Genomic DNA, 25546 nt, shown 5'->3' with positions numbered 1-25546 from the left:
GGTTATGACGACCAATCAATCGACACAGCCGCTTCTTGAGGTAAAGGACCTTTCGGCGAGTTTTGCCGGGGTTCCGGCGATCACGGGTGTTTCGTTTGCCATGAAGCGCGGCGAGACGATGGCGCTTGTTGGCGAAAGTGGATCGGGTAAATCGGTGACCGCACTTTCGATCCTGCAATTGCTGCCCTATCCGCGGGCAAGTCATCCGGGCGGTTCGATTATCTTTGACGGGCAGGAAATGCTCGGCACGGATGCGAAAATCCTGCGCAAGATTCGGGGAAACCGGATCGCGATGATTTTCCAGGAGCCGATGACATCGTTAAATCCGCTGCATAATATTGAAAAGCAGATCGGGGAAGTATTGCTGCTTCATAAGGGGCTTCGCGGCCGCAAGGCGCGGGAACGCATTCTTGAACTGCTTGATCTGGTGGGTATTCCCGATCCCGCGTCGCGATTGAAGGCATTGCCGCATGAATTATCAGGCGGCCAGCGCCAGCGGGTAATGATTGCGATGGCACTGGCGAACGAACCGGAATTGCTGATTGCCGACGAGCCGACCACGGCTCTTGATGTGACCATTCAGGCGCAAATCCTTGAGTTGCTAAAAGAGCTGCAGGCCAAGCTTGGTATGGCGTTGCTGCTGATTACTCACGATCTTCAGATCGTGCAGAAAATGGCCGATAATGTTTGTGTGATGAAGGATGGCGAGGTGGTCGAGCGCGGCACGGGCCGCGGGCTTTTTGACAATCCGCAGCATCCCTATACCCAAAAGCTTCTGGCGGCAGTGCCAAGTGGCAATGCGCCACCTTTGCCCGACAATGCACAGGAACTGATCCGGACAAATGACATTCTGGTAAGGTTCCCGATTGGCAAGAAGGGGCTGCTTGGCCGCCCGGAATATTACCTTGATGCGGTCGATCATATTTCGCTTAGCCTGAAACAGGGCGAAACATTGGGCATTGTTGGCGAAAGTGGATCGGGGAAGACGACACTTGCGATGGCAATTCTGCGTCTGCTGTCATCGACCGGCGATATTCGATTTGATGGTAAAGATGTCCGGCAATTTTCCGGGGGTGATTTGCGCGCATTACGTCGCGACATGCAGGTAGTGTTTCAGGACCCGTTCGGATCCCTGAGCCCGCGTATGTCGATCAGCCAGATCGTCGGCGAAGGGCTTGAAATCCATAACCCGGAAATGTCCCGGCAGGAACGCACTGAACGCATTGCCGAGGCGTTGCGCGAAGTCGATTTGCCGGTGAACGCCATGGATCGTTATCCGCATGAGTTTTCTGGCGGGCAGCGCCAGCGCATATCCATTGCGCGTGCACTGGTCTTAAAACCGCGTTTCATGGTTCTTGATGAACCGACATCGGCACTCGATATGTCGGTACAGGCACAGATTGTCGAACTTTTGCGTGATCTTCAGGCGCGCCACAAGATGGCCTATCTGTTTATCAGCCATGACCTTCGTGTGGTGCGCGCTCTTTCGCATCGGGTGATGGTGATGAAGGGCGGGCGGCTTGTCGAAAGCGGAAATGCCGACGAAGTCTTTGAAAATCCGAAGGAATCCTATACAAAGGCATTGTTGGCTGCGGCACTTGATTTGCGTGCAGCCGGGTCGGAGTTCGTGCAAAGCTAAGTCCGACGGGAACCTGACAAGGGCTCACCGCGTTCGTCGGGCAATGCCATGGTACAATTACGGGCTGGAAGCGAGTGTTCATGACCGAACCGGGAAAAAACCCGAAAGGATTCAGGAACTGGCTTGTCATGCCGCTGTCGGCGGTATCGATGGGGTTGATGTTGCTGCTGGCATCAGACGCGCATGCGTCTGGTGGCGGACATGGCGGGGACGCCACATCCGAGAGCAGTGGGCCAAAGGAACCCGAGATTCCCGAAACGGTAATCCAGTCGGATTCAATTGCACTGACCGTGGTTTTGCCAAAGGTCGGTGCAATCCGGCAGATGGTGTTTCACGTTTGGCTGGAGGCGTCGTCGGTGGCGGACCGTGCCATCCTCGAACAGGCAGAGCCCAAACTACAGAACGCATTTCTGCGTGATCTTCAGCGCATCATGTATCGTGATACCCAGAACCGGTATGACAAGCTCGAAGCAGGCAAACGTGGCTTTGTCTATAACGGGCCAGAACTGATCGCGCCGCCACCGCCCAAAACGCCAGAAGAACTCGAAGCGGAAAAAGAAGCGGCCGAAGCGGCGAAGGAAAATGGTGAGGAAATCAAATCCGAACCACCATTCTCTCCATTTCCGCCAACGACCAATCGCTATTTTGCCGCTCTTCAGAACCGGCTTTTATCGACCGCACGGGGCATTGTGCCACCAGAAGCCATCCGCTCGGTCCAGGTGCGCAAGTTCTATGACAATTGGCCAGGTGATAAAAAGCCTGGGCGGTGAGACGTTCCTGCAAATCCTGTGCATGCCTTGTGGCCGCTTGCCATATGATTTGTCTCCCCATTCCTGAACGATCCTTTGCGGATTGGTCCATTCCCATACAACGCGTTTTGAACCGGGTTGAATGCGGCAGGGGCGGTGACTCCCTGTGCACTTGGTCTGTGGATGCCAGCCGTGCGCAGAGTGCACTTGTTCGAGGGCTTGAGCGTGATATTCCGAGGGCGTTTGATGTGACCCGGGGATTGAAATGCCGATTGAAACATGGCTCAGCTTTTGCGCACTGGTATCACTTATGGTGGCGACACCGGGTCCAAGTGTTCTGATCGGGATGTCGCATTCGTTGCGTTATGGTCCTCGCCCGACAATGATTACGGCACTTGGCGATGTGACCGCCAACATGATCCAGATGGTGATTGCCGCAGTTGGTCTGGGGGCGTTGCTTGCGACTTCGGCGACGGCGTTTGGTGTTGTCAAATGGTGCGGTGTTGCTTTCCTGTTTGTTATCGGCGTGACAGCGATCCTGCGCAAATCCAAGGCAGGAAATGATCGTAACGATATAGAAATGAATTCAGCGCCGGGGTTTGAGCCCGTGCGCAAGCGTCGCCTGTTCAGCGAAGGCTTCCTTGTCGCAGCCGGCAACCCGAAAGCGATTGCTTTTTTCGGAGCACTGTTTCCGCAATTCATCGATCCGTCGGCGGAACTTTTGCCGCAGTTGATGATTCTTGGAACCACCTTTGTGATTTTTGATTACACATTCGTAATGATATATGCGATGGGCGCCGCCCGTCTGATGCCCTGGCTGATAAAACGCGGCGGGAAAAACACAATTGGCCGTGTCAGCGGCGGTGTTTTGATTGTTGCAGCCCTGCTTTTGTCCTTGATTGACATGCCGGAAAGCATTGCCAAGACCCGTTAAGCCGAAATCTGGGATAAGCAGAAACTTCTTGTGTCACGGAGTATATGTTGCGGCTCTATGCGCGGGTGTTTCGATATAAGTTTTTGATATCAAAAGATTAAATCAAATATCTAATGCCTGGACGCAAAAACTCCTAACAAACCAACTGGTCTGTTTGTTGGCTATTCTTACGTGTGGGAAGGTGGGGTAAGAAAGGATGGGGCAGATTTTCTGTCCCATTTGGCGGAATTGCGCACTCTTGCCAATTCTTGGCTGCCAAAAACCGGGTGAATTCTGCTTGCCGATGGCAGTGACACCCGAAAAAACTTGGCTCGAAAGCCTCGGCTATTCGGTTTTCTTGCCGGCAGCGACGATAATGTCGCCGAATTCGCGGAGGAAAACGGAACCCTTTACCGTGCGCTGAATCAGGACCGAGCGACGGTCGTCCTCGTCAACCTTGCGTTTGACCATACCCAGCGAACTGAGGCGGTCAAGTGCACGTGTAATGGCCGGTTTGGAGATGTTAAGTGCATCCGAAAGGCCACGCACGGTATGCGGGGCCGGGGTCAGGTAAACAGTTAGCATAAGGGCCATCTGGCGGGCCGATAGGTCGGGAGAGTCCCGACGCACACTTTCCACAATCGCGATACGCCAAAGGTCAAGCGCCTGAGACGGTTTGATCTCGATCGACATGCCTGTGCCCAACAATTAATTTGTTACGAATACGTAATCTGTCTACCTGACCCCTGCACAGATGTCAAAGGTCTAATTGGCAAAAACTGAACGTTTACTTTCCGTAACGATCTGCGATCAGCTTGAAAGCAGCCCGAATGCCTTGGGCTTCGCCGCCTTCGGGGCGTCCCGGGCGGGCAGAAGGATTCCACGCCATCAGGTCAATATGCGCCCAGGCTTTTGCGCCCTCGGCGAAACGATCAAGGAACAGAGCGGCGATGATTGCCCCGCCATAGGGCGATCCGGAAATGTTGTTCATGTCGGCTGCCTTGCTATCAAGCATCGGGCGATAATCATCCCACAGCGGCAGGCGCCACATCGGATCGTTCAGCGCCAGGCCGTTTTCGAGAAGCCCATTGGCAAGATCATCGTTATTGGAAAACAGGGCAGGCAGACCAAGGCCCAGTGCAACACGTGCCGCCCCGGTCAGGGTTGCGAAGTCCAGAAGCATTTCCGGATCCTCGGCGACGGCTTCGGTCAGCGCATCGGACAGGACTAGCCGACCTTCGGCATCTGTATTGCCAACTTCAACCGTGATGCCCTTGCGGGTCTGAAGAATGTCGCTTGGCCGGTATGCCTTGCCCGATACCATGTTTTCAACAGCCGGGATCAGAACGCGCAAACGAACCGGAAGACCGGCTGCCATGATCATGCGCGCCAGACCAAGAACCTGTGCCGAGCCGCCCATATCCTTTTTCATCAGCAGCATATTGCTGGACGGTTTCAGGTCATAGCCACCGGTATCAAAACAGACACCCTTGCCGACCAGTGTGATTTTAGGTGCGCTTTCATCGCCCCAGCGCAGATCGATCAGGCGCGGGTCGCGGTCGCTGCCCTTGCCGACGGTATAGATCGCCGGGAAGTTTCGCTTGTTCAAATCTTCGCCAACGATGCTGGTGATCTTTGCCCCGAATTCCTCGCCAAGGCGACGTGCGGCGGCTTCGAGTTCCTCGGGCCCCATGTCATTGGCCGGGATATTGATCAGATCGCGGGCAAGGCCAATGCCGCGCGCGATATTCTCGGCACGCTTGGCCGCCTCGTTTGCCGGAATGGCAAAAAGGGCCCTTTTGGCGGTGCTGGCATCCGACTTGCGGTAACGATCAAACCGGTAGCCGCCAAGATAAAGACCAAGAACGGCCTTTTCACAGACCGCATCATTTTCCGTGACATCATCGGTCAGTATATATTCGCCCGCAGGAAGCGCACCGGGCAGTGCCGCAAAATCCCACTGGGTTTTTGCATCATCGACATAGCTGATCACAACGGTCTGATAGGCGCCCGCTTCGCCGGGCAGGGCAAGATGGGTGCCGCGTTTGCCTTCATAGCCGGAAGATTTGACCCATGCCTGATGACCATTAGTTTGTTTGCCCAACCAGTTTTTGAAATCGGCTTCGGCGACGGCCGTAATGCGGATCGGGTTGGACGATTTTTCAGACGCGATGATGTGATCGAACAATTTGACACTTCCCTTGTGGTGGCATGTTGGCGTTGCCGGGAGAAGACCCATGGACAGGGGGGCCGACAACGTTTCCTACGGCGAGATATGAATCCGATCTTACGGATGCCACCGTCAATCGGCAATCGCCCAAAAGAAAACCCCGTATGCGGAAATATCATGCGGATGATGATCTGTTTTGGCCGTCGAAGGGACATGGCATTGCCATATGCAAAAGAAGACGTTCGGGTACGGTAAAACGGCAAACGAAAATCAGCGATGCAACGGTCTTGAACCGGATTTTGAAAGCCCCGATAGTGGTCGGCCACCATCATCCGTTTGATAAAGGATACCGCAATGGAAACGCGCCCCGTTCTTTATATCGGCAACAAAAATTATTCTTCCTGGTCGCTTCGTGCCTGGCTTGGTCTGCGCGTGGCCGGGATTGATTTCGAGGAAAAGCTGATCCCGCTTTATACCGAGGAATGGCATGCCAAGGCCGAGATTTTTTCGCCCAGCAAAAAGGTTCCGTCCCTGTTTGATGGCCGCAAAACCATTTGGGAGGCATTAAGCATTCTGGAATATTTCGCCGATAGCAGGCCAGATGCCATGCTATGGCCGCTTGATCTTGATGTGCGCGCGATTGCGCGGTCGGTTTCACTGGAAATGCATGGCGGGTTTACCGCATTGCGCAGCAATATGCCGATGAATTTACGCAAAAGCCTTCCGGGCCGTGGTCGGGGAGAGGGCGTTGAGAAGGACATCGCGCGAATTGGTGAGATTTTTAAAACCTGCCGGACCCAATACGGGCAGGGCGGTGATTTTCTGTTCGGTCATTTTTCGATTGCCGATGCGATGTTTGCACCGGTCGTGACCCGTTTCAAAACTTATGGCGTGTCGCTTGATCCTGTTGGCAATGCTTATATGGAAGCAATCCTTGGCCTTCCCGAGATGGTCGAATGGTATCGTGATGCTCTGGCCGAGGAATGGGTGGTCGCCGGTGGCGAGATTTCCGACGCATAGGCAGCAGCAAAGCAGGAGCATGCAATGGCCGGAGTGACCGGCGAGCTTCCCGAAATCGATCCGCCGGGTGATGACCCGGCGCTCGACGATCTTCTGGTCAATGTCCGGGCCTGCCGGATATGCGAAGGTGCGTTGCCGCTGGGGCCGCGTCCGGTTGTGCGGATGGCGGCAGGTGCGAAAATCCTTGTGATCGGGCAGGCCCCGGGGACGAGGGTGCATGAAACCGGCTTGCCATGGAACGATGCATCGGGGGACCGGTTACGCGACTGGCTGCAAATGACGGTCGAGGATTTCTATGACCCGGCCAAACTTGCAATCATGCCGATGGGATTCTGTTATCCCGGCCGGTTTGAACGTGGCGGCGATTTACCGCCGCGCCCCGAATGTGCCCCGACATGGCATGATGAATTGTTACGACATTTGCCTGATATCGGCCTGACACTTCTGATCGGGCAATATGCGCAGGAACGTTATCTGGGCCCGCGCCGTGCAAAAAGCATGACGGAAACGGTGCATCGATTTGACGAATATTTGCCAGACGGATTACTGCCGATGCCTCATCCAAGCTGGCGCAATACCGGCTGGATCAAAAAGAACCCGTGGTTCGAAGTCGACCTTTTACCGGTCTTGCGCAACCGGGTGCATCGGTTGTTGGGCACAAACTGATTTTATGGTCCAATAGGGCAACGAAAAATGCAGGAGGTCACAATGAGCAAACTGGACAAAACCGCCATCGAAGCCGCAATTGCCAAGCTGGATGGATGGGATCTGGCAGAAGACGGGTTATCAATCGGCAAGATTTATATGTTCGGCGATTTCAATTCGGCATTCGGTTTCATGACGCGAGTTGCGATGCAGGCCGAAAAGATGAACCACCATCCGGAATGGTTCAATGTATACAACAAGGTGGGGGTTACGCTGACAACGCATGATGCGGGTGGCGTGACGCAAAAGGATATCGATCTGGCGACCTTTGCCGAAACGGTTGTATCGCATTAAGCTGCGTGATGCGTCAGAAAGAAAACGCCCTGCCATTGTGGGACTGGCAGGGCGTTTTTCGTGGCAGCGGTGGCTTATTTGGGTTCCAGCCTGACCGCGCCATCGATCCGGATGGTTTCGCCGTTGATCATTTCGTTTTCGCAGATATGCAGGGCCAGTCGGCCATATTCTGCCGGATCGCCAAGGCGTTTCGGGAAGGGAATGTTTGACGCCAGCGCCTGCTGCATTTCATCAGGCAGGGCAGTGACCATCGGGGTGCCAAACATACCCGGCGCAATCGAAACGACACGGATGCCATGACGGGCCAGTTCGCGTGCTGCCGGAAGGGTCATTGCGGCAACGCCGCCTTTGGATGCCGAATAGGCGGCCTGCCCGATCTGGCCTTCGTAGGCGGCGATGGATGCGGTATTGACGATAACACCGCGTTCACCGCCCTCGGTCGGTTCATTGCGGCTCATCGCGGTGGCGGCAACACGCATCATATTGAACGTGCCGATCAGGTTGACGTTGATCACGCGCGCAAAGGCATCAAGGTCAGCCGGACCTTCGCGTCCGACGATGCGTTCGCCTTGCAGGATACCTGCACAGTTTATCAGAATGGATGGAATGCCTTGTGTTTCGATAACATCCGAAACCGCGTCCTCGACACTTTTGGCGTTCGACACATCAACACCATAACCAATCCCACCCAGTTCGGCTGCTGTGGCTTTGGCCCCGGCCTCGTTCAAATCAAAGGCTGCGATTTTTGCTCCGGCGCTAGCAAGAACACGTGCAGTGGCAGCTCCAAGACCGGACGCAGCCCCGGTGACAATGGCGATGGATCCCTTGACCTGCATGGCTTCAAATTCCCTGTATTCAGTCCGATAAACAAATAATAGGTAATTCTATACCAAATTATTTGTTTATCGGGCAAGGTCATTTGACTCTGTTGTGTCAGGGGCCCGAATGTCGGCCTTCCGGTGTTGCGGCAATCGGGTCTTGTGCTGCGATATCGGGGACGGTTGGTGTGACGGATTTGCCGATTTTCCGCTCCCGCAGGGCAACATAGATTGCTGCTGCGATGATCAGTGCCCCGCCCGGTAATATCCAGATATCGGGAATTTCGCCAAACAGCATCAGGGCCAGAATGGCAATGATCGGCAGACGCAGATAGGAAAAGCCAACAAAGAAACTGTAATCAGCCAGTTGCAGGGCTTTGACATTGCACACCTGCATGACGTTCATCATGAGTGCGGCAAGCGCCATCAGGCCCAGTACCGGCCAGCTTGGCGTTTGCCAGACAAGCAGGGCCGGAATCAGGGATACCGGAGTTGTGATCAGCATCAGATAAAACAGAAGGGCGGTTGTGCTTTCGGTTGCAACCAGCCGTTTGGTGATCAGACCGGCACTTGCCATACAGATGGCTGCGGCAATCGGCAAAAGACTGGCCGGTTGCATGGCAGCGGTTCCCGGCTGGATGATCAGTCCGACACCGACAAACCCGACAAGAACAGCCAGCCAGCGATGAATGCGCACAGTCTCGCGCAAAATCAGGGCTGCCAGAATGGTGCCAAACAGCGGCACGGTGAAGTTCAGCGTGGTGGCCTCGGCCAGTGGCAGATAAAGAACGGCCATAAACCACAGGGCACATTTCGGCCGCCGACAATACGCCACGCAATCCCAGAAGCGGCAGGCGTTTCGTGCGCAGTTCGCCAAGGCCACGGTGCATCACGATGGGGGCAATCATTATCAGGCCAAACAGGAAACGCAGGAATACCGCCTGATAGGGATGGATTTCAGCCGTGGCAAAGCGTATTGTCAGGGTAAAGCAGGCGGCAAGGATGGCCGCAGAAAGGGCATAAAAACTGGCCTGAACCGGGGCGGATTGTTTCTTGAACCAGTTTTTCATGAGATCCTTGTTCCTTTGAATGGTCGATCAGTGACTTTCGCGCGTGGGTGGTGGGTCAAGATCACTTGCCGCAGGTGATGGGCCTCGATTGATCCGCTTGGCTTCTTTGGCCAGTTTGGCTTCGCGACGCGCAATGAACAGTGCGGATCCGATAATCAGACCAGCACCTGGCAGAAGCCAGATTTCCGGGACTTCGCCAAACATCACCAATGCGATGACGACGACAAACGGCAGGCGCAGATAATTGAACCCGACGACAAAGCTGTAATCATAGATGCGAAATGCGTTGGTGTTACAAATCTGGGTGATGTTGGCGATAAAGGCGCCCAGCGCCATCAGCCCCAATACCTGCAGGCTTGGGGTTTGCCAGACGAAAAGGGCGGGCACCAGCGTTAGTGGCGTGGTCAGCAGCATCATGTAAAGCACGATGGTGGTGCTGTTTTCGGTTCTGGCCAGCGACTTGATGGTCAATCCGGCACTTGCCATGCAAAGGGCTGCTGCAATTGGCAGCAGGCTGGCCAGTTGCATTGTTTCGCTGCCGGGGCGGATGATGATGATGACACCAATGAAACCGGCAAAAAGTGCTGCGATACGGTATTTTCGGACCGTCTCACCCAGAAAGATTGCAGCCAGGATCGTTCCGAACAGCGGCACGGTAAAGTTCAGCGTCGTCGCCTCGGCCAGCGGCATATAGGCAAGGGCTGAAAACCAGAAGCTCATGGCACCCATCGATAGGAACGCTCGTAGCAGAAACATCGGCATGCGGTGTGTTTTCAGCCGAGCAAAACCGGATCTGAGTGCGATGGGGGCAATAAAAAGAAGTCCGAAGAAGTTGCGAAAGAAGACCGCCTGCAACGGATCAATCTCGCGGGTTGCCATACGTACTATGACCGAAAACAGGGCTGCCATAAGCGATGCAATTACGGCGAAAACCGATGCCTGAAGATAGGGCGGCAGGCTGTTGAACCACTTACGCATCGATGCGGCCCGTTCTGTTTCCTGTATTGTCTTCTGGGGTATCTTCAGGTGGATTTATGGTTTTGGCCTTGGTGACAGGAATGGCCTGTGAGTCGGCTGCCGCTGTTGTCGGCATGCGGCGGCGGCGTTTTTCATTCCTTGCCAGAACAGCTTCGCGCCGCGCGATGTAAAGCGTTGATCCAATAATCAGCGATGCCCCGGCCCAGGTCCAGAAATCAACCGTTTCACCAAACATGATGAAGGCAAGTGCGGCAACAAATGGCAGACGTAGGAAATCAAACGCCATGACGTAGGACTGGTCCGCTGCGCGATTGGCACGTACAAAAAGCTGCTGCCCGGCAGTTGCGAGAATGGCGATAGCAAGAAGGATGGCGAGTTGCTGCCATGTTGGTTGCTGCCAATAGAAAAGTGCCGGGATCAGAGACAGGGGCGTCATGATCATGCCCATCCAGGTCACGATGCCGTTGGCACTTTCGCTGCGTGAAAGCATTTTGACCGTCGTCACGGCGCAGGCGGTAAACAGGGTCGCCAACAGGGCCAGAATTGCGCCGGTTTCAAGAGTTTGGCCAATCGGGCGCACGATGATCATGGCGCCGACAAACCCAAGAACCACGGCGGACCAACGGCGCGCCCGGACGGTCTCACGCAGGATAAGGGCTGCAAGGATGGTGGTCAGGATCGGGACGGTGAAATTGATCGCGATGACCTGTGCGGCAGGGGCGATTGCGAGGGCCGAGAACAGACACAGCATACCGGCCAGCCCGATCACCGCCCGAATGAAATGCAGCTTCAGTTTAAGCGTGCGCAGACCAACAAACCGGTCACGCAACATCCAGGGAATCATCGGTATCAACCCGAACAGATTCCGGAAAAAGGCTGCTTCAAACGGATGAACTTCGCGCGTGATGTACCGGATAAGCACCGCCATTGCCGCAAAAAGGATTGCAGCACCGGTCATCAACAGGGCGCCACGAAGCGCATCATTATCCGGAGAGACACGAAAAAGGTGCATGATCATCAACGAATAAGGCCGATTTTATAAAAAATCCAGCCTTGATCGGTGAAATAGTCCTACCATTTATCCAAAAGGTTGGCCGAAAGTTTCATGCGCACACAGTTTTCGTGTAAGATCGTCTGATATTGATAAAAATTCTTCAGGGGGATGTTTTATGGATGCCATTGATCGCAAGTTGATCGACATCTTGCAGGATGACGCGTCTTTGTCTTATTCGGCACTGGGGACGAAGGTCGGCCTTTCTGTTTCGGCGGTAAATGACCGTGTACGTAAACTGCGCGAGCAGGGGGTGATCAAGGCGTACCGCGTTGAAGTTGATGGACATGCCATCGGTCGCGCTCTTACCGCGATGGTCTGGTTACGGACCGATCCAGCCAAGGGAAACAAGAAGCTGGTCAAGTCGCTGATCAAGGCGGACGAGGTTCTTGAATGCCATCACATGACAGGGCGGTTTGATTTCCTGTTGAAATTACGGCTGCGCGATACGGCACATCTTGAAAGCTTTGTGACCGATACTATCAAGGAAGTCCCTGGCGTGGTCGAGGTTATTCCGGAAATTGCCTTGTCTACGGCCAAAGAAACCGGCTTTGTTCCGGCGGCACTTGATGGAGATAAGTGATCGGTTGTGTCACACTCTGAGCGGTAGGAGTACATAATTCCAGTTGCCTGATATTTGACCAAATGTCGGGCAATTTTGCCGCAAGAATGCCGCCTTTGGGCGTTTTAAACCATCGTTGCGGTAACGCATTTCAAACTTTCCCGTCGTAACTGGCGTGCGACAGGAACCTGACGGGCCTTTGGGCCTGTCCCACGGGTAATGACAAACAGGATGGAGACGCAAATATGATCGAATCGATGAATCTGGTGATCCTGATTGCATCGGTTCTGGTTGTCGTTGCTGTTTTTACCAGCCTGATCAGTTTCCGGGTTGGGGCACCATTGCTGCTTGTGTTCCTGTTTGTCGGGCTTGGGGCCGGAGAAGACGGGATTGGCGGCATTAATTTCGATAATGCGCCGCTGGCCTACTTTATCGGGTCTATCGCGCTTGTGATGATCTTGTTTGATAGCGGATTTGAAACCCAGCTTCGAACATTGAAAATTGCGGCAGCACCGTCGCTTGTACTGGCGACGGTGGGGGTCATGCTGACCACGGGGGTGGTTGGCGGGGTCACGTGGCTCGTGCTGGATGTGCCCTGGCTGGTGGCACTGCTTTTCGGGGCGATTGTCAGTTCAACGGATGCGGCGGCAGTATTTTTCCTGCTGCGGGTTGGCGGGATCAATTTGCGTGATCGTACGCGCAGCACGCTTGAAGTCGAGTCCGGTTCGAACGATCCCATGGCGGTGTTTCTGACCATTTCACTGGTCGAACTGATCATGCAGGGGGGCGGGGACAACCTTGCACTGGAATTGCTTGAACGGTTTGTCCTGCAAATCGGGCTTGGCGGTATTCTGGGGCTTCTGGGTGGTATGGCCATCGTCCAGATGATCAATCGGGTCAAGCTTGAACCGGCCCTTGTTCCCATTGTCACGCTTGCCTGCGCGCTCAGCCTGTTTGGTGCGACAAGTATCGTTGGTGGCAGCGGATTTCTGGCGGTTTATGTTGCCGGTCTTTATGCTGGCAACAGCCAGATGCGCATGAGCGTTGGTGTGCGCAGGTTTCAGCATGTCACGACATGGCTGGCGCAGATCGCGATGTTTGTCACCATGGGCCTGCTGGCAACCCCGTCACAGTTTGGCGAAGTGGTCATTCCGGGTGTTATTCTGGCACTGGTACTGGTGTTTATCGCGCGCCCGGTGGCGGTATGGCTTTGCCTGATGTTCTTTAACTTTTCACGCAACGATACCGCCTTCATTTCATGGGTCGGCTTGCGCGGGGCGGTTTCCATCCTGCTTGCGATCGTACCGATGGTTGAGGGCGTCGAATACGGACAGTTGCTGTTCAACACGGCATTTATTGTTGTAATCACATCGCTGCTTTTGCAGGGGTGGACGATCCGGCTGATGGCGCGGTGGCTTGGCATTATGATTCCGCCGCGACATGGGCCGGTGGATCGTATTGACCTTGAGCTGCCGGGCAACGCCAATCAGGAGATCGTTGTTTATCGCGTTCATGATGAAAGTGCAGTGGCAACGGGTCACCGTATTCCGCGTTGGGCACGGCCAAGCCTGATCCTGCGGGATGGCAAATCGTTACGCCCGCACAGCGCCGGGCGGATTGAAGGTGGCGATCAGGTCTATATTATTACCCCGCCACGCCATGTCGAACTGCTTGATCAATTGTTTGCCGGTCCGGCCGAAGGGGCAAATGATATCGACCTGTTTGGTGATTTCAGTTTTCCACCCGATACACGTATCGCCGATGTCGGTCGTCTTTATGGCTTTGCGGTCAAGGAAGAGGACGAAGAGGCAACCGTTGCCGAAATTCTCGAGCGCAATCTTTCGGGGGATATCGAACCCGGGGATCGGGTTGCCTATGGTATGGTTGAGCTGATTGTTCGCCGGATCGATGACACACACGAAATTGTCGAAGTTGGCATGGCGGTCGAACAGAAGCCGGTCAAGCCGAAACGGCATCTCCCGATGTTCCATTCGCGGACAGAATTGCTGGCAATATGGAAGGAATGGCAGCGCCGTCGACTGCGTGAAAAAATGCGCAAGCAGCGTGGTGATGATGCCCTTGATTCCGATGAAATTACAGAGCCGGCGGAAGGAATGTCGGGTATTGACGCGGCTGCTAATGACGGCGGCGATGAAGGCGTCGGGCCGGTGCGGACAGAAGCAGGACAGTCCGACAAATCCTGAGCATGGATTGGCAAAGGGATTAGCCTATCTAATTGATAGATGAGTTTTGCTGGTTTGTGCGAATGGCGCAAACTGCCCTAAATTCCAGCGATTGATTTCGTTGGAGTGCCGTTATGGGCCCGCTTGGATTATATAGCGCTGTCGTTCTGATCTGGGGAAGCACCTGGATCGCGATCCAGTACCAGCTTTCGGTCGGGCCGGAACTGGCTGTTGCCTATCGGTTTGTTCTGGCGGCAGTAATTCTGATGGCATGGTGCGTGATCCGCCGCCTGCCAATGCGTTATTCCCTGCGTGATCATGTATTCATGGCCGCCCTTGGCGTGTGCCTGTTTTCATTGAATTATGTGTTGATTTACATCGCCAGCGCCCATTTGACCTCGGGCCTTTTGGCTGTGGTGTTCTCGACCATCGTCATCATGAACATGATTAATGGCGCGATATTTTTCAAACGACGGCCCGAAACACGGACTTTGATCGGGGCGGCAATCGGGCTTGGCGGAATTTCGCTGGTGTTCGCGCGCGACTTGGCAACGTTTGATCTGGCAGCAGGTGGTAGCGTTGGTTTGCTGGTTTCGCTTGCGGGCAGCTACATAGCATCCCTTGGCAATATGGCATCGGCGCGCAATCAGGCGCGCGGTATTCCGGTTCTTCAGGCGAATGCTTATGGCATGATGTATGGCTCGATCCTGTTGATCGGATACATCCTTGCTGCCGGTATTCCGTTTACCTTTGATACCAGCCCGTCCTTTGTTGCCGCGCTGATTTATCTTTCCCTGTTCGGATCGGTGCTGGCGTTTGGCTCTTACCTGACACTATTGGGCAAGATCGGTCCGGATCGTGCGGCATATAGTTCCGTCATGTTTCCGGTGGTGGCGCTTTTGCTGTCGACCTGGTTTGAGGGATTTATCTGGGACAGCAATATCGTTCTAGGCGTTGGCCTTACTCTGCTGGGTAATATCGTGATCCTGACCAAGCGGATGCCCAAACCGGCGGTCATTGCGATGCAGACAACAGGCACTAAGCCAGCGTCAACACCCTGCGACGCAAAGGCCAGATAATGTCTACGGCTCCGAACTAACAGGTGTTGCGACGAGATGACGACGGATGAAATGCGATGAACGGTGTTGCCTATTTTCAACGGATGGCCCTCTATAACAGTTGGGCAAACCAGCATGTTCTCGACGCTTGTGCCGACCTTGATGCCGGTGCGCTTGCCGCGCCACGTGCGGCCTTTTTCCCGTCTATCATCAGGACACTGAACCATCTTCTGGTGGCAGATCGTTTATGGCTGGGACGTCTGGTCGGTACGCCCGAACGTCTGGCACTTGATACCGTGCTACATGCCCGATTTGACGAATTCTGCGCCGCGCGCGAGGCACAGGATGCCAAAATCATCGCTTTTACCGAGCAACTTGATGCGGACACGCTGGCAAGCGATTTGTCCTATCAATCGATGCTGGCCGGCGCATATACCCTGCAGCGCGAGATGATTTTGGCACATATGTTCAATCACCAGACACACCACCGTGGGCAACTGCATTCCATGTTGATCGAGGCCGGAGTAAAGCCGCTTGCGATTGATCTGGTTTATTACTGTCTGGAGGCCGATGCGTGATGGCCGATCTTCTGATTCAGTACACGCCATTTCTGATTGCAGCTCTTTTGCTCAATATCTCGCCTGGGCCGGATCTGGCTTATATCACTGCGCAGACCGCGATCCATGGTCGCAAGATTGGGGTGTTTTCCAGTCTTGGCGTTTGTTCCGGTGCCTTTGTGCATGTGGTTGCCGCAGCCCTTGGGCTTTCGGCCATTCTGGCGACATCGGCACTGGCATTCTCGGTGGTGAAATGGGTGGGAGTCGCATATCTGGTGTGGCTGGGGATTGGTGCCTTGCGCAGCAGTTTTGTCAAGCATGGCCCGGATGATGCGGCATCTGAAATATCTGCCGCAGAACGGTTTCCGATACGCACAATGACAGCCTTCCAGGCGTGGCGTCAGGGCGCGATGATCGATGTACTTAATCCCAAAGTCGCGATTTTCTTTATGGCGTTTCTGCCACAGTTTGTTGACCCCGCGGTGGGGGATGGTGCGGTTCAGTTTCTGGTGCTTGGCACATTGGTCAATGTGATCGGTTTTTGTGTCGAGACGGTCGTGGTGTTTTCCATCGGATTTGCCGCGACCCGCCTTCGGGGTAACGGATTGCTTGCTATTTGGCTGCAGCGTTCGCTTGGAGGGATGTTTATCGCACTTGGTGTCCGGCTGGCACTGACCGAGCGGTGATTTATCGAATTCGTCACCCTTCGTTTCCAACCGGTTGCGAAGGGTGACGATGACGGACTTTCGTATTCAGGTGCGAAGGTCCTTGGTCCGGATTAGTAACCGGGCCCTCTGGATTTTACATTCCATCCAGAGCTCTCTTACTGCAAACCAAGACTTGCGCCCGGCTGGGTTATCCTCAGAACCGGGCGCCTTTTTTGGCAAGGTGACGCACCAGCATATTTGAAAGCGGGGCGGCCGACAGGCCATGCGCGGTTACGCTGATGGCAACGATCATGACGGCGGCGGCAATCAGGGATTCATAGCCCTTCGGATCGATCATGGTGATCATGATCAGCAGGTAAATAACCGACGCTATGCCACGTGGGCCAAACCAGCCGATATAGATTTTCTCCGCCAGACTGTAGGGGCTGCCGATCATGCAAAGCCAGACGCAAAGCGGGCGCAGGATCGCGAGACTGACGATTGAGAAGATCAGCATTTCCCATGTCCAAAGCTGATATACTGCCGGTATGACTACCAGACCGAAAATGAAGAAGGTCAGCATGGTAAGCAGCTCTGATTCTGCTTCACCAAAGCTTTCGATCGTTTCGCGGACCTGTTCTGATGAGATGTTAAGCGCAAGGCCGCCTGCGAAGGCCGCAACAAAGCCGTTTCCGCCAAGTTTTTCGCTGAGGAAAAAGATGAACAGCGCAGCGAGTACGCCGAGCAACCTTTCGAAGCGGTCGATAATGGTGTTGGTGGTGACCGCGTGATTGACGATCTGGCCGATGACATATCCGGCCAGAAGCCCGACCCCGGCGCCGACGGAAATTTCAATCGCCGCCTCTGTCAGCCAATTGTTGCTGCTTTCGCCAACAAGGTCGGCCTCGAGCAATACGACCGCAGTGAATACCGGCAAAACCAGCCCGTCATTCAGGCCACTTTCGATATTGATGCCCTGTCGCACCGGGTCGGGGACGGCGGTGTTTTCCATCACCGGACGGCCAAGGGCTGCATCTGTCGGGCTAACGATCAGCGCCAGTATAAGGGCGGGCAAGACACCAACGGATGGATGAAGGCCAATGATAAAGGCCCATGTCACACCAATGGTTAGCGGCAAACCGATCAGAAGCAACCGATTGGCAAGCCGGATGGCGGGCCTTTCCTTGCGGTAATCAAGAACGGCGGCATCGAGGAACAGTATGATCGCCAGCGTCATTTCGGAAAAGCTGGTGGCAAAGGGAATGCGATCAGCAAAGGGGGCCAGCGGTGCCTCATGCCATATGCCGAGCGGTACGGCGATTAGCGCCCCGGCCAAGGTCATCATCATGGGCGAAGATATATTGCTTCGTTGCAGTCTGCGTGACTGCAACCCGTAAAGCAGTCCCGATCCCAGAAAAAGGATGATGACCCATTCGAACATGATACAGCCTAACTGATTGGTTCATTGGATATATTGCCGCAATTCAAGGCAAATACCAAACATCAAAGGCGGAAAGCGAAGGGCGAGAAGAGATCAGGCTGTTGCTGCCCGGATGGTGGAAAGAACATTCTGATGGCATCGTGCGTCGCCACTCGCGATGACGGCACCATCACTGAAAATCGTAAGTGGTTTGCCCTGCCAATCGGTCATAACGCCACCCGCACCTTCTACAACGGGGACAAGGGCACAAAAATCATATGCCTGCAAACCGCATTCAACCACGGTATCGGCAAAGCCAAGCGCAACCAGACCGTAGGCATAGGCATCAACGCCATACATCGGCTGGCGGCATTTCTCCGAGACTGCCTTGTAGGCTCGTGCCGAGGCATCGGTTCGGAAAAGTTCCGGGGCAGTGGTAAAGAAAGTCGCGGTATCAAGCGTTTCGCATTCACGCGCGTTGATTTCGTTACCATTCATCGTGCTCGGGCGCCCCATAATCCCAACCCAGCGTTCATTCGTGATGGCCTGATCAATGATGCCAAGTATGGGGACGCCTTTATGGCACAGCGCAATCAGGGTCGCGAAGCTTGGTTTGCCCGCGATGAACGACTTGGTGCCGTCAATCGGATCAAGGACCCAGACAAAATCGGCATTGATATTGTGGCGGCCATGTTCTTCGCCAAGAATTCCGTGATCAGGAAGTTCTGCCGACAGAATTGCACGCATCGCGGTTTCAACTTGGCGGTCGGCAATGGTCACCGGGCTTGCATCAGCCTTGACGTCAACTGCTACGGGGGTGCGGTAATACTGGTGCACGACCGGACGGGCGGTATCGGCCAGCTTGTGGGCGATCTCCAGAAAGTGGTCGAGATTTTCCATTAAAACGCATCCCTGCTTGAAATGATTGGCCGCAAACGAAAACAGGGGACAGTTACCTGTCCCCTGTAAAAAATCAATCGATTATCCGGTGAATTTTCCTGCCCTTTATTGGGCGGGTGCTTCACCCTCTGCTGCAGGTTCTGCCGGTGTGTCTGCCGCAGGTGCTTCTTCAGCAGCCGCATCGTTGGATTCCGCAGCTTCGGCCGGGGCATCTGCGGCTGCGTCGGTGGTTTCACCTGCCGCGGCCTCTGCCGGATCGGGATAAGGTAGCGGATTATCCGACTTGCTGTTCAGCCATGCGATGACTGCGGCGCGCTCCTCAGGCTTTTTCAGGCCCCCGAAGCTCATTTTCGTGCCTTCAACGTAATCGCGCGGCTTGTAAAGGAAGTGGTTCAGCTCTTCCCAACCCCAGGTCCCGCCATGGTTTGCCATGCCATCGGAATAAGCGAAGTCACCCTTGTGGGCGAAATCGTTGCCGACAATACCATAAAGGTTCGGGCCGGTTTTGTTCGGGCCGCCTTTTTCGACGTCGTGGCATGATGCGCATTTTTTGAAGACTTTCTCGCCCTCGGCAAGGTCAGCCGAAGCAAGCATTGCCAGAATCGGCTCCGGTCCGGCAGGCTCTGCCGGTGCGGCAGCAGGCGCGCTAGCACCGGCCATCAGTTCTTCGGAGAACGGGTAAACGGGCGATTCCAGTTCATCGGGGTGCACAAGGGCACTTCCGATCTTGCCAACAACTATGACCAAAAGCACAGCACAGATAACACCGGCGACGATCTTGTTGATTTCCATCGTTTTCATGACGGGATCCCTACAGCCTAATCACTCTCAGGTTTCTTTTTTAACAGCTGACCCATGCGCCCCCAAAACGCTCTTAAAGATCACAAGAACGCGCATGCGACAGCAGGTCAGACCGGTCGGAGGGAAAACTATACGTTTCAGAGATTTGCATCAACCTTTCTTAAACACAAAGGCGAAAACAGACGAGATAGACCTTCGTCATATTCAATTCCGTCTTTCGCAAAATCCCCAAAACCGGCTATTGTCCCGCCGAATCAAGCCATTGTTTCTTGCACAGGTCATCAGACACGCGCTTTGCGCGAGATCAAAGCAGGATCAAGCCAATCCGGAGGCCCAAGATGACTACGCCGCGCAATCCCGTTGTCGTTATTCCTGCCCGCATGGCATCGACACGCCTGCCCAACAAGCCGTTGGCCGATATTCACGGGGAGCCGATGATTGTTCATGTCTGGCGTCGGGCCACCGAGGCCGGAATCGGCCCGGTTATTGTGGCTTGTGCCGAGCAGGAAATCGTCGATGCCGTTACGGCGGCTGGCGGGATTGCTGTTTTGACCGATCCGGATCTGCCGAGCGGATCGGACCGCGTGCATCAGGCGCTGCAAAGCTTTGATCCGGACGGAAAATATGATGCCGTGGTCAATGTGCAGGGGGACCTGCCGACGATTGATGCGGCAGATATTCGGGCGGTGTTCGAGCCGCTTGCCGATCCGAATGTCGATATCGCGACTCTGGCAGCCGCAATTACGCGCGAAGAAGAACGGACCAATCCCAATGTGGTCAAGGCGGTTGCCGCCTTTGGTGCCGGTAGGGTTGCACGCGCACTTTACTTCACGCGCGCGACAGCCCCGCATGGCGACGGGCCGCTTTATCACCATATCGGGCTTTATACCTATCGCCGGGCGGCTCTTGACCGGTTTGTCAGTCTTCCGCCTGCCGAACTTGAAATGCGTGAAAAGCTTGAACAGTTGCGTGCACTTGAAAACGGCATGGTGATCGCAGTTGCCCTTGTGAACGGCGTCCCACTTGGCGTTGATACTCCCGAAGACCTTGAACGCGCACGACTTGTGCTGGGCGCGTAATTAGGCTTTTCTATGTTTTGCTCAGCGGTAAAGCCGCAGGATGCAACATGGAAATCATATTAGATATCAGGAAACAACCAGATGACTGCCCAACAACGTATCGCTTTTCAAGGAATGCACGGTGCCTACTCCGATCAGGCAGCCCGGCGCGCCTTTCCGGGTGCGACGACTGTGCCTTGCCGGACGTTTGAGGGCGCATTTGGTGCATTGCGCGACGGCGATGTCGATCTGGCGGTGATTCCGATTGATAACACCTTGGCCGGTCGCGTGGCGGATGTTCATCACATTTTGCCCGATTCCGGTGTGCATATCATTGGCGAGACGTTCCTGCGGATCAATCACGCGCTGGTCGCGGTTCCGGGGGCGAAGATTTCCGATATCAAGGAAATCCGAAGCCACGTTCACGCACTGGGTCAGTGCCGCAAAATCCGTCGGGAACTTGGCGTGAACACCGTCGTTGGTCCGGACACTGCCGGATGTGCGAAGGAAGTTGCTGATCTGGGCGATAAAAGCATTGCGGCGATTGCGCCGGTACTTGCCGCAGAAATCTACGGTCTTGATGTGCTGCGTACCGAGGTCGAGGATGCTGAGCATAACACGACCCGCTTCATTATTCTGGCGCGCGAACCACTTGATATTGCCAATGATGGCACGCCGGTGGTGACAAGCTTCGTCTTCCGCGTCCGCAACGTTGCAGCCGCTCTTTACAAGGCGCTTGGCGGTTTTGCAACCAACGGCATCAACATGACCAAGCTTGAAAGCTATATGGTTGAGGGACATTTCACCGCCACCCAGTTCTTTGCCGAGGTCGAGGCCCATCCCGAACAGCTTGGCCTGCGTCATGCATTGGAGGAACTCCAGTTCTTCTCGCACGAGGTTCGCATTCTGGGTGTTTATCCATCCCATTCCTTCCGTCGGGAAAATGATCTTCCGGCGGAATAGATCGGGTTAAAATCCTCTTGCGATCAGTCATAAGACAAGCAAAACGGGCCATTCCAAAGGAAATGGCCCGTTTTCTTATTTATGCGCTAGGCTGTTTTCAGCAGGGATCAATTTTCGGCCTGTTTGACCAGGTCGTTTGAGAATCGCTGAATGATCTGGGTCAGTTCCGAAGAACGTGAAGAAAGTTCTTCGGACGCATCGCGCAGATCGCCTGCGTGGGTTGTCGTGCTTTGCGCATTCTTCATGGTCTGATCGACGCTGTAGGAGATCTGTTTCACGCCGTCGGCACTGCGGTTCGCATTGCCGGCAATTTCCTGCGTCGCGGCACCCTGTTCCTCAATTGCGGCTGCAATGGCGGTCGAGGCAGATCGAACCTGGTCGATGGTTTCCGACACACGTGAAATGCCGGTAACAGCGCGTTCTGTGCCTTCGACGATACCGTTGATCTGGGCAGCGATTTCCTCGGTTGCGCGTCCTGTCTGGGTGGCGAGGTTCTTGACCTCACTTGCGACAACGGCAAAGCCTTTGCCTGCATCGCCAGCACGGGCGGCCTCGATGGTTGCGTTTAGTGCCAGGAGGTTGGTCTGGCCTGCGATGTCATTGATCAGGCTGACGATTTCCTTGATCTTGTCGACCGCATCGGAGAGGCCGCCAACATCATTTGATGCACTTTGGCTTTCATGTGTTGCGCGTTCGACCGTGTTGGACATCTGGGAAATCTGGACGTTGATTTCCGTGATCGAGGATGAGAGTTCCTCGGTTGCGGCGGCAACCGCGTCGACATTCTGTGACACCGATCCGGCGGCAGAAGCGACCTGCTGGCTTTGATCCAGAATACCTTCGGCGTTGTGTGACATACTGATCGCAAGATCGCCACTGCGTTTAACCGACTGGTCAACGGCACCGGCGATACCGCCAACTTCACTTTCGAGTTTTTTGGCGATGTTGCGGATATTTGTACGACGTTCTTCTTCGGCTTTCTGTTTCTGGAGGGCCGCATCTTTTTCAAGCTGCTGGGCCTGTGCGGATTTGTCGCGCAGGGCAAGAACGCCGGATGCCATATCGCCGATTTCGGTAAAGTTGGACTCGGTATCAACCGGTGCCTGATAATTGCCTTCGGCAATTGTCGCGATGGAGCGGTTCAGGCCCACGATGCTTTTGGTGATACGGGTCCCGACGAACCAGGACAGAACCCCCGCGATGATGATGGCGATGACGGAAATGATCGCAATACGTTGCATAACAGACTGAAATTCTGCAGCAACATCATCCATATAGACGCCAGCGCCAAGTGCCCAGTTCCACTCCGGGATCGGGCGGACATAGGCCGCCTTTTCGATCAGGCGGTCGCCTTCGCCCGGCTTTTTGGTTTCATAGGTGATGACACCACCACCGGCCTTGGCGGTGCTGACGATCTTTTGGCGTACTTTGCTGTCGGGATTACATTTGCCAACGTCATCGGGGCTAAGAGGATCCAGAACCATGCAATGGCTGTAGTCGGATGCATAAATATAGTTCTCGCCATCGAACCGATAGGCATTGAGAAGGGCAAGAGCCTCTGCCTTGGCGGTATTTTCGTCCATGTCGCCAGCTTTAACTTTGGCGATATATGCATTGACGATTGTGACCGCACCTTCGGTCAGATGTTCGATCTGTTCGAACTTCCCGTTTCGCAGGCTGCTTTGATAATTCAGTGCCACCGTTGCAATAATCGCGATCAGCGTCAGCAGGCAGATCGCCGGGATTGAGAAAATCCCCGTAACAACCCGAAACCGCATGGTCCATCCCCTTGAATGTTGTGTAACCGACCGATAATGCGCACAAATTCGATATCGATAGATTAATTCGGTGTTACATATGGGAATGATAAATGCGTTTTTGCATGGCTGCCCGGCGCAGGGATTGATTGACTTTGTTCCGAGGGGCCTGTATCACCCGCTTCATTCCTTCGCTTGTAGGGCAGATTGAGCTGTCAGGAACTGTGTGAAAAGGCGAGGGCGGCGATGACGTGATGACGTCATGGCCTCATCATATGCCTCTCATGCAGGGTCCGAAGCAGCGGCTTGATCGCCGTGCACCGGTCGCTATTGCTGTCGAGCAGGCACATCATGGCGCGAACATGGCGCCGACCGGATTTTGAAGGACTTTCCTTTATGACTAATTTTGAAGGGCTCAACCTTATCGAGCCCCTGCTGCGCAACGTTGAAGCTACCGGTTTCACTGCACCGACCGAGATTCAGGCAAAAACCATTCCGGCATTGCTTGAAGGTCGTGACCTGATGGGGATTTCCCAGACGGGTGGTGGTAAAACCGCTGCATTCTGCCTGCCGCTGTTGCAGCGTCTTGCCGAAAATCCGAAACGCCCGGCACCGGGTCAGCCGCGCGCGCTTATTCTGGCGCCGACGCGTGAACTGGTAAACCAGATTGGACAGTGCCTGCGCGATTTCAAAAAAGGCATTCGCCTGTTTTCTTCCGTTGTTTATGGCGGCTCGCCGATGGGCCCGCAGATTCAGGAATTGCGCCGTGGCGTTGATATCCTGGTTGCGACCCCGGGACGTCTGCTTGACCATATGTCACGCAACACCATCCGTTTCGACGATATCGAAGTCTTCATCCTTGATGAAGCCGACCGTATGCTCGATATGGGTTTCTCCGAAGATGTTCTGACCGTTGCCGAAGTGCTGCCGCGTGATCACCAGACGGTGATGTTCTCGGCAACTATGCCGCCGGCTGTCAAACATCTTACCGACCGTCTGTTGAACAATCCGGTTAAGGTTGAAACCGCGCCGCAGTCCAGCGTGACCGAGCGTGTTACCCAGCGTGGCATGTTCGTGAAACGTCATGACAAGACCTCGCTTCTGGTTCAGTTGCTGAAACGTCAGGAAAGCGAACGCGTACTTGTTTTCACCAAAACCAAAGCCGATGCGGACGAACTTTCGTTCCAACTGCGCGATGAAGGTGTTGATACCGACGCCATCCATGGTGACAAGCAGCAGCGTATTCGCCAGAAAATCCTGCGGAATTTCCGTAATGGCCAGTTCCCGGTCCTGATCGCAACTGACGTTGCAGCGCGTGGGATTGACGTCCCGGGCATCACGCATGTCATCAACTATGACCTGCCGACCGATCCGGAAAACTATGTGCACCGCATTGGCCGTACCGGTCGCGGCAGTGCCGAAGGTATTGCGATTTCGTTCTGCGAACCGCGTGACGTTCGTCATCTGCGCAACATCGAACGCGTGATCGGCCAGCAGGTCGAAATCGACGAAGATCATGAATTCCATTCGGCTCCGCCTGCCCGTTCGTCGGGTGGTAGCGGTCGCGATGGCGGCCGTGGTGGTCGCGGCGGATTTGGCGGTGGTCGTGATGGCGGTCGTGGTCGTGGCGGTTTCGGCGGCGGTCGTGACGGTAGTCGCGATGCTGGCCGTGGTGGTCGCGGTGGATTTGGTGGTGGTCGTGATGGCGCCCGCGACGGTGCCCGTTCATTCGGCGGTCCGCGTCGTGCCGAAGGTGACCGTGATGGTGCGCGCCGTTTCGAAGGTGATCGTCCTGCTCGTTCGGATCGTAATGATCGCGGTGGTGACCGTTTTGATCGCAAGCCGCGTTTTGACCGCGCTGCTAGCGATCAGCGTCCGGATCGTGCCGAGCGTTCTGATCGTACCGAGCGTACGGATCGTGGCACCAACTTCCGCCCGCGCGGCGAAGGGGCACCGGCACGTGATGGCGAGCGTCGTTTTGCTGACAAGCCGCGTGGTGAACGTGGTTTCAAAAATCGTGATCGCGATACCCGCGGTCGTGATTTCAGTGATCGTCCGCGCCGTGCCGAAGGTGGCCGTGGTGAAGCCCGTGGTGGTAACCAGGGCATGAAACGCCGTTCTGCCTAAGGCATTTCCCCTTTCCGGCTCTGGCTGGAATATCCGGGAAATCTGAAGATTTTAAAGGAAGCCTCCGCTCTGCGGGGGCTTCTTTGGTTTCTGTCTCATCGCGCAG

24 protein-coding genes are annotated in these 25546 nt (G+C 54.9%); 14 read left to right on the top strand and 10 right to left on the bottom strand.

What is annotated here, in order from left to right:
* Positions 1–4: 4 nt before the first annotated feature.
* From J7395_RS03850 to J7395_RS03840, 3 genes are all read left to right on the top strand, one after another.
* The gene (locus tag J7395_RS03850; RefSeq protein WP_209220581.1) at positions 5–1639 is read left to right on the top strand and encodes an ABC transporter ATP-binding protein; all 1635 of its coding nucleotides are present in this window, start codon (positions 5–7) and stop codon (positions 1637–1639) included.
* An 80-nt stretch (positions 1640–1719) separates the two neighbouring features.
* A complete protein-coding gene (locus tag J7395_RS03845) occupies positions 1720–2409 on the top strand; it encodes a hypothetical protein (RefSeq protein WP_062951044.1) in 690 nt (229 codons plus the stop codon).
* 244 nt (positions 2410–2653) lie between these two features.
* The gene (locus tag J7395_RS03840; protein WP_209220580.1) at positions 2654–3322 is read left to right on the top strand and encodes a LysE family translocator; all 669 of its coding nucleotides are present in this window, start codon (positions 2654–2656) and stop codon (positions 3320–3322) included.
* Between the two features lie 324 nt (positions 3323–3646).
* On the opposite strand, the gene J7395_RS03835 is transcribed toward J7395_RS03840, so the two are convergent.
* Entirely contained in the window at positions 3647–3994 is a 348-nt protein-coding gene (locus J7395_RS03835; protein WP_062951051.1) for a MarR family transcriptional regulator, read from the bottom strand.
* A gap of 94 nt (positions 3995–4088) precedes the next feature.
* Entirely contained in the window at positions 4089–5489 is a 1401-nt protein-coding gene (locus tag J7395_RS03830; RefSeq protein WP_209220579.1) for a leucyl aminopeptidase family protein, read from the bottom strand.
* Between the two features lie 336 nt (positions 5490–5825).
* Here J7395_RS03830 and J7395_RS03825 point away from each other — a divergent pair, with 336 nt between their 5' ends.
* The 3 genes from J7395_RS03825 to J7395_RS03815 are packed head-to-tail and all read left to right on the top strand — an operon-like array spanning position 5826 to position 7490.
* Positions 5826–6491 carry a glutathione S-transferase family protein gene (locus tag J7395_RS03825; RefSeq protein ID WP_209220578.1) on the top strand — a complete coding sequence of 222 codons (666 nt, stop codon included), beginning with the start codon at positions 5826–5828 and terminating at the stop codon, positions 6489–6491.
* A gap of 24 nt (positions 6492–6515) precedes the next feature.
* The gene (locus J7395_RS03820; protein WP_062960580.1) at positions 6516–7157 is read left to right on the top strand and encodes a uracil-DNA glycosylase family protein; all 642 of its coding nucleotides are present in this window, start codon (positions 6516–6518) and stop codon (positions 7155–7157) included.
* A gap of 42 nt (positions 7158–7199) precedes the next feature.
* Positions 7200–7490: a 4a-hydroxytetrahydrobiopterin dehydratase gene (locus J7395_RS03815; protein ID WP_209220577.1), complete on the top strand. Its 291-nt coding sequence runs from the start codon at positions 7200–7202 to the stop codon at positions 7488–7490.
* Positions 7491–7564: 74 nt separating this feature from the next.
* Here the strand turns inward: J7395_RS03815 and J7395_RS03810 are convergent, their stop codons facing one another.
* The 4 genes from J7395_RS03810 to J7395_RS03795 all read right to left on the bottom strand — a co-directional run bounded on the left by J7395_RS03810 (position 7565) and on the right by J7395_RS03795 (position 11374).
* A complete protein-coding gene (locus J7395_RS03810) occupies positions 7565–8326 on the bottom strand; it encodes an SDR family NAD(P)-dependent oxidoreductase (protein ID WP_209220576.1) in 762 nt (253 codons plus the stop codon).
* Positions 8327–8423: 97 nt separating this feature from the next.
* Positions 8424–9104 (bottom strand): DMT family transporter, encoded by a 681-nt coding sequence (locus tag J7395_RS20840; RefSeq protein WP_280634634.1) that lies wholly within the window; start codon positions 9102–9104, stop codon positions 8424–8426.
* Positions 9105–9405: 301 nt separating this feature from the next.
* On the bottom strand, positions 9406–10356 hold the full coding sequence (locus J7395_RS03800) for a DMT family transporter (protein ID WP_114109416.1): 951 nt from the start codon (positions 10354–10356) through the stop codon (positions 9406–9408).
* Positions 10349–11374 (bottom strand): DMT family transporter, encoded by a 1026-nt coding sequence (locus J7395_RS03795; protein WP_209220575.1) that lies wholly within the window; start codon positions 11372–11374, stop codon positions 10349–10351. The genes J7395_RS03800 and J7395_RS03795 overlap by 8 nt, the downstream gene beginning before the upstream one ends.
* Positions 11375–11525: 151 nt before the next feature.
* Between J7395_RS03795 and J7395_RS03790 the strand changes: the two genes are divergently transcribed.
* The 5 genes from J7395_RS03790 (at position 11526) to J7395_RS03770 (ending at position 16453) form a co-directional block, all read left to right on the top strand.
* Positions 11526–11990, top strand: a complete 465-nt coding sequence (locus J7395_RS03790; protein WP_062951068.1) for an Lrp/AsnC family transcriptional regulator — start codon at positions 11526–11528, stop codon at positions 11988–11990.
* Between the two features lie 224 nt (positions 11991–12214).
* Positions 12215–14173 (top strand): potassium/proton antiporter, encoded by a 1959-nt coding sequence (locus tag J7395_RS03785; RefSeq protein ID WP_209220574.1) that lies wholly within the window; start codon positions 12215–12217, stop codon positions 14171–14173.
* A gap of 113 nt (positions 14174–14286) precedes the next feature.
* Positions 14287–15231 (top strand): EamA family transporter, encoded by a 945-nt coding sequence (locus tag J7395_RS03780; protein ID WP_209220573.1) that lies wholly within the window; start codon positions 14287–14289, stop codon positions 15229–15231.
* Between the two features lie 56 nt (positions 15232–15287).
* Complete coding sequence (locus J7395_RS03775) at positions 15288–15788, top strand: DinB family protein (RefSeq protein WP_209220572.1); 501 nt, start codon at positions 15288–15290, stop codon at positions 15786–15788.
* On the top strand, positions 15788–16453 hold the full coding sequence (locus J7395_RS03770; RefSeq protein ID WP_209220571.1) for a LysE family translocator: 666 nt from the start codon (positions 15788–15790) through the stop codon (positions 16451–16453). The genes J7395_RS03775 and J7395_RS03770 overlap by 1 nt, the downstream gene beginning before the upstream one ends.
* A 175-nt stretch (positions 16454–16628) precedes the next feature.
* Here the strand turns inward: J7395_RS03770 and J7395_RS03765 are convergent, their stop codons facing one another.
* From J7395_RS03765 to J7395_RS03755, 3 genes are all read right to left on the bottom strand, one after another.
* Entirely contained in the window at positions 16629–17855 is a 1227-nt protein-coding gene (locus J7395_RS03765; protein ID WP_209220570.1) for a cation:proton antiporter, read from the bottom strand.
* A 93-nt stretch (positions 17856–17948) separates the two neighbouring features.
* Complete coding sequence (gene hisN, locus J7395_RS03760) at positions 17949–18734, bottom strand: histidinol-phosphatase (RefSeq protein WP_097051647.1); 786 nt, start codon at positions 18732–18734, stop codon at positions 17949–17951.
* A 105-nt stretch (positions 18735–18839) separates the two neighbouring features.
* Positions 18840–19535 carry a cytochrome c family protein gene (locus tag J7395_RS03755; RefSeq protein ID WP_209220569.1) on the bottom strand — a complete coding sequence of 232 codons (696 nt, stop codon included), beginning with the start codon at positions 19533–19535 and terminating at the stop codon, positions 18840–18842.
* Between the two features lie 338 nt (positions 19536–19873).
* Here J7395_RS03755 and J7395_RS03750 point away from each other — a divergent pair, with 338 nt between their 5' ends.
* Positions 19874–20614 carry a 3-deoxy-manno-octulosonate cytidylyltransferase gene (locus tag J7395_RS03750; protein ID WP_062951084.1) on the top strand — a complete coding sequence of 247 codons (741 nt, stop codon included), beginning with the start codon at positions 19874–19876 and terminating at the stop codon, positions 20612–20614.
* An 81-nt stretch (positions 20615–20695) separates the two neighbouring features.
* Positions 20696–21556 carry a prephenate dehydratase gene (locus J7395_RS03745; protein WP_062960594.1) on the top strand — a complete coding sequence of 287 codons (861 nt, stop codon included), beginning with the start codon at positions 20696–20698 and terminating at the stop codon, positions 21554–21556.
* A gap of 107 nt (positions 21557–21663) precedes the next feature.
* On the opposite strand, the gene J7395_RS03740 is transcribed toward J7395_RS03745, so the two are convergent.
* A complete protein-coding gene (locus J7395_RS03740) occupies positions 21664–23334 on the bottom strand; it encodes a methyl-accepting chemotaxis protein (RefSeq protein WP_209220568.1) in 1671 nt (556 codons plus the stop codon).
* Between the two features lie 375 nt (positions 23335–23709).
* On the opposite strand from J7395_RS03740, the gene J7395_RS03735 reads away from it, so the two are divergent.
* On the top strand, positions 23710–25440 hold the full coding sequence (locus J7395_RS03735) for a DEAD/DEAH box helicase (RefSeq protein ID WP_209220567.1): 1731 nt from the start codon (positions 23710–23712) through the stop codon (positions 25438–25440).
* Positions 25441–25546: the final 106 nt, after the last annotated feature.

Source organism: Thalassospira sp. A3_1 (assembly GCF_017744215.1).
GTDB lineage: Bacteria > Pseudomonadota > Alphaproteobacteria > Rhodospirillales > Thalassospiraceae > Thalassospira > Thalassospira lucentensis_A.
This window is presented reverse-complemented; position numbering and strand designations above follow the sequence as displayed.